The 9,979-nt window shown below is 44.2% G+C and carries 10 protein-coding genes; 7 read left to right on the forward strand and 3 right to left on the reverse strand.

Annotated features, from left to right (window positions below; genetic code table 11):
* Positions 1-263: 263 nt before the first annotated feature.
* From ACEW8S_RS18525 to ACEW8S_RS18550, 6 genes are all read left to right on the forward strand, one after another.
* Positions 264-581: a hypothetical protein gene (locus ACEW8S_RS18525; protein ID WP_373519592.1), complete on the forward strand. Its 318-nt coding sequence runs from the start codon at positions 264-266 to the stop codon at positions 579-581.
* A 68-nt stretch (positions 582-649) separates the two neighbouring features.
* Positions 650-1,201 (forward strand): helix-turn-helix domain-containing protein, encoded by a 552-nt coding sequence (locus ACEW8S_RS18530; protein WP_373519593.1) that lies wholly within the window; start codon positions 650-652, stop codon positions 1,199-1,201.
* Positions 1,202-1,244: 43 nt separating this feature from the next.
* Positions 1,245-1,676 (forward strand): response regulator, encoded by a 432-nt coding sequence (locus ACEW8S_RS18535; RefSeq protein ID WP_373519594.1) that lies wholly within the window; start codon positions 1,245-1,247, stop codon positions 1,674-1,676.
* A gap of 10 nt (positions 1,677-1,686) precedes the next feature.
* Positions 1,687-4,296, forward strand: a complete 2,610-nt coding sequence (locus ACEW8S_RS18540; protein WP_373519595.1) for an ATP-binding protein — start codon at positions 1,687-1,689, stop codon at positions 4,294-4,296.
* Between the two features lie 257 nt (positions 4,297-4,553).
* Positions 4,554-4,754 (forward strand): hypothetical protein, encoded by a 201-nt coding sequence (locus ACEW8S_RS18545; protein ID WP_373519596.1) that lies wholly within the window; start codon positions 4,554-4,556, stop codon positions 4,752-4,754.
* 39 nt (positions 4,755-4,793) lie between these two features.
* A complete protein-coding gene (locus ACEW8S_RS18550) occupies positions 4,794-5,810 on the forward strand; it encodes a helix-turn-helix domain-containing protein (protein WP_373519597.1) in 1,017 nt (338 codons plus the stop codon).
* 26 nt (positions 5,811-5,836) lie between these two features.
* On the opposite strand, the gene ACEW8S_RS18555 is transcribed toward ACEW8S_RS18550, so the two are convergent.
* Together ACEW8S_RS18555 and ACEW8S_RS18560 are read right to left on the reverse strand one after the other, a co-directional pair.
* Complete coding sequence (locus ACEW8S_RS18555; RefSeq protein WP_373519598.1) at positions 5,837-6,256, reverse strand: arsenate reductase family protein; 420 nt, start codon at positions 6,254-6,256, stop codon at positions 5,837-5,839.
* Positions 6,257-6,341: 85 nt separating this feature from the next.
* Positions 6,342-7,913, reverse strand: a complete 1,572-nt coding sequence (locus tag ACEW8S_RS18560) for a hypothetical protein (RefSeq protein ID WP_373519599.1) — start codon at positions 7,911-7,913, stop codon at positions 6,342-6,344.
* A 270-nt stretch (positions 7,914-8,183) separates the two neighbouring features.
* On the opposite strand from ACEW8S_RS18560, the gene ACEW8S_RS18565 reads away from it, so the two are divergent.
* Positions 8,184-8,792, forward strand: coding sequence for a hypothetical protein (locus tag ACEW8S_RS18565; RefSeq protein WP_373519600.1), 609 nt, complete (start codon positions 8,184-8,186; stop codon positions 8,790-8,792).
* 160 nt (positions 8,793-8,952) lie between these two features.
* Here the strand turns inward: ACEW8S_RS18565 and ACEW8S_RS18570 are convergent.
* A partial coding sequence (locus tag ACEW8S_RS18570) for a GH3 auxin-responsive promoter family protein (RefSeq protein ID WP_373519601.1) occupies positions 8,953-9,979 on the reverse strand: 1,027 nt, incomplete at its 5' end.

Consider the following 9,979-nt stretch of genomic DNA (forward strand, 5'->3'; position numbering starts at 1 on the left):
CTTGAACAGTTGCAGGGAGAAGACCACAGGTGAAAAAGTCGAAGATTCAATGGATGAGGCAGGTGATGATATCGAAGATGCCGCAGATGATGTCGGTGATGAAATCGAGGATGCCGTTGATGACAACTAATATCGATTGCAGCTAACGATACGCTTAAAACGGACTTTTTCTTTGGGAATTGTCCGTTTTTTTATGCTAGATTATTCTATTTTTACTTTTAAAGTCTAAGTCCTTCTTTTTTAATCAAAAAATTAAAATTCAAATGAAAGAATTTGCAAAACACGAAAAAGACCTCATCCGAAAATATGATGATCAAGGCTATACCTCTGATTATCGCCATGATTCAGGTAAACTTTTGGACACTAAATCGGACAAGGCCTACACCCCAAAAGATATAAAATCTATCAAGCAGCATCGTTACGAGGGTATGAGCAATCCGTCAGACCTTTCGATTTTGTACGCCCTAGAAATGGAAGACGGTACCAAAGGAACTTTTTTAATGGCATATGGGCCCAGTGTAGATATAGATACTGCCGAATTTTTCAAGGCAATTCCAAAAGAAAAATTTGAAATACAGTGAAATTGGTGGTATAACCACGTTTACCTATTTAGCCCCCTAAACCACACCACAACCTCTTTGACCTGAGCATGGCCCATTTTCGTATCCATTATAATGCCTTGGAAGTATGCCGAACGATACTAACCGAACGGCTGAATGCGCTGGGGATATCCTTTAGTCTGAACGCCAATGGGGAACTCAGCATTCACGGCAAACTCACCGATGAAAACCGTTTACATATCGAAGGGGCGCTACAACCCTATGGTATATCCCTCGTAGAAAAGGAATCCGAATCTATCGTAGAAGGCATTAAATACGCCATAGAAGAGCTGTTGAGCTCACCTGCCGTACGAACCGAAAAAGTTTCGGCCTATCTATCGGAAAAATTGGGCTATTCGTATTCGTCGCTGTCCAACCGTTTTTCTGAGGAAACCCATACTTCCATCGAGAATTTTGTTATCTTGCGCAGAATAGAGCACGCCAAAAGGTTAATGTTACTTGGTGGAACCAGCTTGACCGAAATCGCCCGCAAGCTCGATTATAGTAGTGTGGCGCATTTGTCCAGGCAGTTTAAGAAGACGACAGGGCTTACCCCTACCTCTTTTTTACGTATCATCGCAAAAAGAAAAAATACATCCTAACAACCCAATCCATAGAGAGTAAGCTATAATGAGTACGTCCCCAATGAAAATTGTACTTGTTGACGACGATGAAGACGATAGAATGTTCTTTGCCGATGCGTTACAAGAAATCGAAATATCGACCGAACTTGCCGAACTGCATAACGGGCAAGAGCTGCTGGATTATCTATCGGATCCAGATACCGTTCGCCCGCACCTCATTTTTCTAGATCTGAATATGCCCGTCATGGACGGTTTTCAGTGCTTGCGCGAAATACGGAAAAACCCCGAACTGAAAGATCTGGTGATAGCCATTTATTCCACCTCTTCATCGGAAAAGGATATCGAGGAAACTTTTGTGAATGGCGCGAACATCTACATCAACAAGCCCAACAAGTTCGAAGAGCTTAAAAAGACTATCGGCCAAGTGATCAGGCGAAATTGGCAATATACTGAAAACGAGATGGACAAGGCCAATTTCCTTTTCCGTATTTAATCCGTGAAGAATGGGGTTGTTAGATAACCTAGGCAAAAAGAAAACTGGCGTTCTGCCCTACGTACTGCTCTTGGTGCTGGCCATAGTGGTACTTTTTTTTATTTCGAACGCCTCCTTTCAACAGAATCGCGCCTTGCGACAGTCGACCGAATTGGTCACGCATACCCAGGAGATTATCAACGAGATCAACATGCTGTTCGGCAACTATTCGGGTTCGCAATCCGCAGGTATCAAATACCTTGTTTCGCGGGATAGCAGATATCTGTCGGACATTGTTGGTTTTAACGACAAAAGCAAATTCTCGTTCAAGCGACTGAAGACCTTGACTGCCGACAACCCCGAGCAACAAAAATCGTTGGACCGTATAACCGTACTCAGTGAAAGATTTTTTACGGAACTGAAATCGCTCAATCCCGAAATCACCGAGAAAATTGAGGACTCCTCTGCCCTTTCCGACAAGGTAAATGCCATCGAGACCCAACACGATAGTCTTGAGACCATACAGGCCCGAATGGTCGCGGCGGAACGGAATCTGCTAAAAGAACGAAGGGCGGCCTACCAGACCGACATGACTTTCACCCCTATCAACATTCTGTATTTGGCATTATTTGCATTGGGCATTCTGATGTTCGCGTTCTCCAAAATCAATTCCGACCGGAAAAAAATAGCGGTCACCCGCAGCTTTCTTCAAAATATTCTCGAAAATACGGATAATATGGTCAATTATCTGGTTCCCCTGCGTAACGACCAAGGCAAGATTATCGATTTTGAAGTAACCTATGTGAATGGCCAAGTGGAAAAGTTAACCGGGCGTACGACCACTAATACCATAGGAAAAAAGTTATCCGAGGCGTACCCGTTTGCCCTGGGAAGAGGTCTTTTTGAGTTGCTGGTCGAGGTTATCGAAATGGGCAAGCCTAAAATGCGGGAAATTAATTACGATATCAACGGCAATGAAAAATGGTTCCTTTCGACCTTTTCCCCCATGGAAAACGGTATTACCGCCACTTCCCGGGATATCACAGCTGACAAAATAGCAGCCGACTCCTTAAAGGAACTGAACAAAAAACTTGAACTTCAAAATCTAGAACTCGAGCGTACCGGCTCCTTTTTACAGAACTTGCTGGGCTCGATACAATACGTAATCAGTTATTTTGAAGCCGTGCGCGATCCGGTCGGGACTATCGTGGACTTCAAGATTACCTACACCAACGACAAAATTACAGAGCTGACAGGCCATACTGCCGAGGAAATCATGGGCAAACTGATTTCAGAGGAATACCCGTTTCTCTTTGAGAACGGCGATTTTGAAAACTTTCGGAAAGTCGTCGCCACAGGTGAGCCCATGGAAGTTGAACAAGAGTACGATCTGAGCAAAGGCCATTTTTATTTCTGTAACGAAATCTTAAAGCTGGGCGACGGCGTTACCATCGTCTCCCAGGATATTTCCCTGCGCAAAGCGGCCGAAAAAGACCTTGATGAGGCCAACGAACGCCTGGCCCTTCAGAATACCATACTCAACGATGCCGAATCGGTAGCCGGTCTGGGCAGTTATAGCTATAATATTGCCGCCGATACCATGACCTGTAGCGACAATTGCTATCGCCTGTTGGGGATGGTGCAGGAAGAAAACGAACTATCCTTTGCATTGCTCACCTCAATGATACATGCGGACGATAGGGACCTCTTCAAGCGCAATATTGACCTTGCTTTACTGGGGAAAAAAAATGTTCGCAACGTCTACCGCATAAAAACCCTTGAGGGCGACCTAAAGGATATAGTGATGGAAGGCCATTTTTTTGATAAGAACGGGGAAAGTTTTATGGTGGGCATACTACGCGATATCACCAAAGAAGTGTCCAATGAACGCATACTGCAAAAACACATCCGGGAGCTCGAACGTACGAACGCGGAACTAGAATCGTTCAATCGGGTAGTGAGCCACGATTTACAGGAGCCCCTGCGGAAGATCCAGATGTTCATCAGCCGATTTTCAAATGCCGACAAGGGCAATCTCTCCGAAAGAGGGCTTACCTATCTCGAAAAAATAGATGCATCGGCCAACCGGATGCAGATTTTGATCCGCAACCTTTTATCGTACGCGAAGTTGACCGACGAATTGGAATCACTACATTCTATCGATCTTAACCTAATTTTCGACAAGGTGCTCGAAGACCTCAGCGAAAAGATCGAGGAGACGAAGGCTAAAATTACCATACCAGAACTGCCCGCCATTTACGGTACCGAGTTTCAGTTGGAGCAGCTGTTCAACAATCTGCTGTCGAACGCCCTCAAATACAAAAAACACGATGAAGCCCCCAAAATAACCATCACCTCTGAAATTTTAAAGTTTCATGAAATCGACGAAAGCCTAAATTTACCCCCATCACAATATATTGTAGTGAGCGTCGCCGATGAAGGGGTCGGCTTCGATCCCGACCAAAGTGAAAACATATTCAGGCTCTTTCAACGCCTGCACAAAAAAAACGCCTACGAGGGTACCGGTCTCGGGCTGGCCATTTGTAAAAAAATAGTGGAGAACCACGATGGCCATATTATGGCCCGTAGCGAACCGGGTAAAGGGACACAAATACTAGTGTATTTCCCGTTCCGGAAATGAATACCCCCCCGACCGACTCCCATCCCCTTGATTTTCGTGTTTTAAAACCGTTTGCCCGATAGACATTCGCCGCACCATTTATGGATTTCTAATTTAACATACATTTATAACTGTAAATGGGCGTTCGTCTAGTCAAATTTGTGGTTAATCGGTATCTTAGCCTACTTTTTATATAATTATATAACGTATTTCAGAGATTGTATAACGCTTATCTTTCTCTTAAGTCCGACTTTTGCCGCACCATAACAATCTAGGGTATGACTAAAATCAGAAAATTTTTTGGCATAGGAAGGAAGCCAAGAAAAAAACGGGTTGAGGAAGAGAAGAACAATCTTCCCGAAAACTTTATTGTCGGTAGTACCAATCAAAGGGCTTCCGAAGAAAACCGATTAAAATTAGATGTCCTATCAAAATCGGATGCCCGAAATGACCTTGGTAAAAAGAAGGCCTTGCGGTAAGTCGAAGAGAACAGGATACTACCCCTAAAGAACACGAAAATGAAAACCTTACGACTGACCTCCAATGCCATTGACAAGAACATCAACACGACCAATGTCTTTCTAGGCGGGTCGGTTTCCAGTTACGATAGCGAAAGGGTGTTGCAATTCGATAACGATTTCGGTACGGGCACTATTACCGGCATTCATCTCGAAGGCGGACTTTCATTTATGCAATACAACGTTTTTTTTAATGAAGCGTTCAAGATCGTAACCGACCCTAAACCTTCGAAACCAATCTATTTTATGTATTGCCTCAAGGGAACCATACAGCAAAGCTTCGGCGGTTCGACGAGCTTAACGACTCTTGACGAATTTCAGACCGCTATCTTGGGCGGTGCCGGAGATGCCAACGAAATTGTTTTTCCCGGCCAAAAAAAAGTTAAACTCTGTATTATCGGGGTCATTGACGATTCGGCGGTTCAGGATACCGCAACGCTGAGACAGCAGATGTACTCCCTATTTTCCAAAGGTCAAGAAGAGCCTTTGAATTACTTTGGCACTTATAACCTGAGAATCGGGGAGCAATTGACCCAAATCGGAAAAATCAATCAAAAGGGCATTGTCAAGAAATTGCTCGTCGAAGGTATACTGAATCTTACGCTCGCCATGGAAATACAGCATCTTCAATCTGATTTGGAAAACGAGCAAAATCCTACTGGATCGCTGACCAAACACGAGCTGAACAGTATCAAGAACGTATCGCGTAAAATCGAAAAGCATCCCGAAATACAGTATTCCATAAAATCTATCTGCGTAGAGTGTGGCATTTCGGCCAGTAAGCTGCAGGAAGGTTTCAAACTACTGCACAATACAACAGTATCCGATTTTATCCGTAACGAACGGCTGAATACGGCAGAACGGCTGATATCGACCACAGATATGAACATCTCCGAAATTGTGTATACCGTAGGCCTTTCAAGTAGAAGTTATTTCTCAAAAATATTTAAACGCCGGTATAAGGTCAGTCCAAAAATGTATCAGGATAATAAAAAGGCCGAGCCCATGATGGCTTAATCCTTGAGGGTAATTATTTTAACCTATTACTTCGGCTTTTTATAGGGCTTTTCGATTCCTGCACTATCGCTTTCAATGAATTTGGCAAAATCAGATGGATTTTTAATGGCCAAAAAACGTTTGCCCTGTATGGCAATTGGATAGGCCAGTACCGAAGGTGTTTTTTCCAAAACCCTTAACCAATCGTGTTCGTCAAGGTCCACCTCATCGGATCCGTAGGCTTTTTGGAATTCGGGATTATCTTGGTCGACCAACTCCCGGATAGGAATTTCAACCCCGGCGGCCAGCTCGGTCCACTGCGTTCCCGTAACCTTGGTCTTTGAGATATCAACGGTTAAAATTTCCCGCTCCGAAGATTCGACGTATCCCAATGTCTGTTTTCCGATGGAAGTTTCCGAATTATAAAATAAAGTAATCTGATTGTCATCTTTTGCAATTACGCCCATGTGATAGAGATTAAAGATTATTAATTGTTTAGTATTGCCTGATCGCTATTGAGTTAATGCCTGCCGACTGCTTATTGAACACGGCCTAATCCTTCTCCCCGTCCCCGGTCAGGGTACTCAGCGTGCCGTTACGAACGTTGAGCCAAAGATAACTGAAAAAGGATTTCGTAGCATCCCGTTCTGCGCTAATACTGCCGTACCTAAACCCCTCCTCATCGGTCTTCGAGCCATCATCTACAAAAAGGTTCCCGATGGTGGTAAGGACCTTATTAATGCCCAACCGGTTTTTCTTCAGCACTTGGAACCTGAAATCCCGATAGTTCATTTTCATATCCCCCGATGAAGAAATCGAATTTCCATTGATCGTAAAATACAATTGGTCAATGCTACCGCTGGCCTTGACCCTTGCATTGGATTCCAAAAAGGGATTAATGCTTGCGGTATTAAAATTGGAAACCGTTCCCGACGCAAAAAAAGCATCGCTGGTGCGATTGACATCGAAAGACCAATCTAAGGTCATATCCGCTTCTCCCATAAATTTGGTATTTGCTTTTATGAGGGTATTTTCACCTGGCGGATACGTATTTGATATGTTCGAAAGCGTCGCGTTCAGCTTTTCAAAAGAAAGCTTACCGGGATTCGGAATATCGGCCACTAACTCACTGTACACTACCTTACCGTTCACAATTTCAATTTCGGGCACGTCTATATGAATGGGCAGCTGCCGAATACTTTGACTATAAAGTGGCTTTTTCGTCTCATCATCGGCGACAAATTTGTCCCGATATAATTCTAGGGCAGGCTTGTCTATCATACCCTTGCCCGTGGCGATGAAAAAAGTATCCTTTTCAAAACCGAAACGAATCGAATCTAAACGCATTTCGCGAATCGTCAAGTCAACATGGTCCCGCTCTTTCATTAAATGCTTGGAAAGTGCGATTTTATCATATTTGGATCGAAGCTGCAACCCGGTAATCTTTGCTGCTTCCCTATTCCAAAGTAAGGTTGCTACATCGAGCTTTTCATACGGTCCCAAATTTACATATAATGAATCGGCGGTCAGTTCATAGTTCCCGTAATCGACCGGTATTTTTTTGACGATCTGGTCAGGTCCCGTGCTCGCGTTCTCAACGATGAAATTTAGGTTCCTCAACGCCACGGCTGTGCTATCCTTATCATCACGCAGCAAATCTAAACTGCCATTCCGAACCGATAATTCCTGTATGGATATGACTTTTAGTAGCTGTACCACACCTTCAGTCTCATTGTCTTTCTTGGGCAAGACCCGATACGGGTAATGCCGCATCTGCGGACGTTCTAAAAGCAAGCGTCGAACATCGATTTTTGAGTTGACCAAAAAATCCCAATAGCCAAGATTTTCTAAGGTAATGGCATCCATCGTCACCTTTGTATTTAACAACATCGAATCCCTATCATAAAAATCAAGGGTAATATCCCGTAAACCAATAGTGCCGCTCAATACATTGGCATCCATATTTTCATACTTTAACCGTACATGGTGGGGCAGTTTCCGTTCCAAAAAATCGGCTACGGCCCTTTTTGCGGTAACCTGGGCGACGATCACTACAGCAATAAATAGTAGCAACAATACAAACAAGACACGTACTACAGGATTTTTGGTCAGATTTCCGGACATGGTTATACGGATTTTCGATAAATGGCGTTAACAATAGTAACACCTTTTTCGACGAAGAAAGGTGTTCCGTTGGGAAAGGTATACCATTTTTCGAATAATGTTTGACCGATACGCATAAATTGCGGTCTACTAGTTTTGTTTTAATTATATTGAACCTTACTTAATGAAGTCTGATCATCTTCCATCGAAGTAATCGCTATTTCAAAAATCAACGGTACCATTTTTGCATTTAAATTTTTAATCGTACTAGTATATCTATATCCAGTAAAAATGTTCCGTATAACCCTGCTCTTATTTATGGCCCAAATTGCATTGAACGCCCAACACATCGTACCCGATTCCATTCAAGAAGAGGCGCGCATCGCACTATCCCATTATCCGGATTTAGCGGATACCCCGATAACCTTCAAGTTTAAAAAGGATATCAAAAAATCGACTATGCTGGCGCAGCCAATATTCTGGAGTCTATTTAAATCCCGGGGAAAACGGGAATATGTCGTGTTGATCAGCGAAAAAATCAAGATTTCAGGAAAAGAATTTTTAACAAAGGATGTACCCAAAAATATCATGATAGGATGGCTGGGCCATGAATTGGGCCATATTATGGACTATCAAGATCGAAGCAGCCTCAACCTCATTTGGTTCGGCACCAAATACACATTTTCAGGTTCATATCTGAAGGAAGCCGAACGTGCGGCGGACACCCACGCCGTTTTCCATGGTATGGGGTCTTATATCGTCGAAACCAAAAACTTCATTCTCGACAACGCCGAAATTCAGGAAAAATACAAGGCCCGCATACGCAAGTTTTACCTATCGCCGGAAGAGATTATGGCGATGGTAGAGAAGCGGGAGACGTCTTCGGAATCCTTGGAGTAGGGAGTGGCAGTTGCGATCGCCCGTGTAAGAATCGGTGCTCGGTGCTCGGTGCTCGGTGCTCGGTGCTCAAACTACAAAACCCATAACTCTGAACCCATAACTCTGAACTCATAACTCATAACTTTTTTTAATTTTCACCGCTTACTACAACCGCCTACTGCTATTTCGAACTTTCTACAAACTCTTCCCACTCCTTGAACTTCTCCTCCCCCATCACGCGCTCCATTTTGACCTGGCCACCCTTCTTTTTGTTCCGGCCGTTCCAATCGCCGAAGACCTTTGGGCCGACCGTGGTGACCTTGACGCCTTTCAGCGCCTTCGTTCGTGCGACCTTATAATTGTTATTGGCACTTTTTAGGAATTCGTCCAAGGCATCGGCAAGTTGCGTATCCTCCGTTTTGTCTTCGGTACCCATATACCAACAATGGTAGAATTCGCCGTCGATCCGTTTGGCGCATAGGGTGTATTCGGGAATTTTCATGGAAAACTCCTCCTGCAAATGCTGTACAGCGTCATTCAGCTTATTTACGGACAATTGCGAACCTACCGTGTTCAAGAAAAACTTGGTACGACCGGTAATCTTGATTTCCGCCCTTTCGATATCGGTAAACGCAACGGTATCTCCGATTACATAACGCCACGCCCCGGATACCGTGCTGATGATCAACACGTAATCTTGGTCCAGCTCTACCTCTGAAAGCGTCAATGAAGGGGCTGAGCCGGACAAAGAACCGTCTTGTTCAATATATTCAGGATCGAAAGGCACGAACTCAAAGTAGATACCCCCATCGGTCACCAACCCCATGGCATCGGTATCGGGCCGGGACTGAAAGGCGATAAAACCTTCAGAGGCCAAATAGGTATCGATTACGGTAATCGGCTTCCCCAACAGGGCATTGAAGCTCTTTTCATAAGGTCCGAAGGCAACGCCCCCAGAAGTATACACCTGTAAATTGGGCCAAATCTGGTGAATGTTCTCCACACCATTATATTCGATGACCTTTAGCAGCATCAGTTCCATCCACGAAGGAATGCCGCTCAGGCCTCCGATATCCCAATTCGGAGCTTCTTCGGCTATTTTCTGCACCTTTTCGTCCCAATCTTCCATCGCCGATATGTCTTGGCCGGGTTTGTAATAGCCCCTAAACCATGTGGGGATATTGCTGGCACTGATACCGCTTATCTCC

The organism is Pricia sp. (genome assembly GCF_041745955.1).
Taxonomy (GTDB): domain Bacteria; phylum Bacteroidota; class Bacteroidia; order Flavobacteriales; family Flavobacteriaceae; genus Pricia.

What these genes read in the sequence shown, in the direction of transcription:
- ACEW8S_RS18530 (WP_373519593.1), top strand. Translation starts at nt 650, where the DNA reads ATGGCCCATTTTCGTATCCATTATAATGCCTTGGAAGTATGCCGAACG.
- ACEW8S_RS18540 (WP_373519595.1), top strand. Translation starts at nt 1,687, where the DNA reads ATGGGGTTGTTAGATAACCTAGGCAAAAAGAAAACTGGCGTTCTGCCC.
- ACEW8S_RS18565 (WP_373519600.1), top strand. Translation starts at nt 8,184, where the DNA reads ATGTTCCGTATAACCCTGCTCTTATTTATGGCCCAAATTGCATTGAAC.
- ACEW8S_RS18550 (WP_373519597.1), top strand. Translation starts at nt 4,794, where the DNA reads ATGAAAACCTTACGACTGACCTCCAATGCCATTGACAAGAACATCAAC.
- ACEW8S_RS18535 (WP_373519594.1), top strand. Translation starts at nt 1,245, where the DNA reads ATGAAAATTGTACTTGTTGACGACGATGAAGACGATAGAATGTTCTTT.
- ACEW8S_RS18525 (WP_373519592.1), top strand. Translation starts at nt 264, where the DNA reads ATGAAAGAATTTGCAAAACACGAAAAAGACCTCATCCGAAAATATGAT.
- ACEW8S_RS18555 (WP_373519598.1), bottom strand. Translation starts at nt 6,256, where the DNA reads ATGGGCGTAATTGCAAAAGATGACAATCAGATTACTTTATTTTATAAT.
- ACEW8S_RS18545 (WP_373519596.1), top strand. Translation starts at nt 4,554, where the DNA reads ATGACTAAAATCAGAAAATTTTTTGGCATAGGAAGGAAGCCAAGAAAA.
- ACEW8S_RS18560 (WP_373519599.1), bottom strand. Translation starts at nt 7,913, where the DNA reads ATGTCCGGAAATCTGACCAAAAATCCTGTAGTACGTGTCTTGTTTGTA.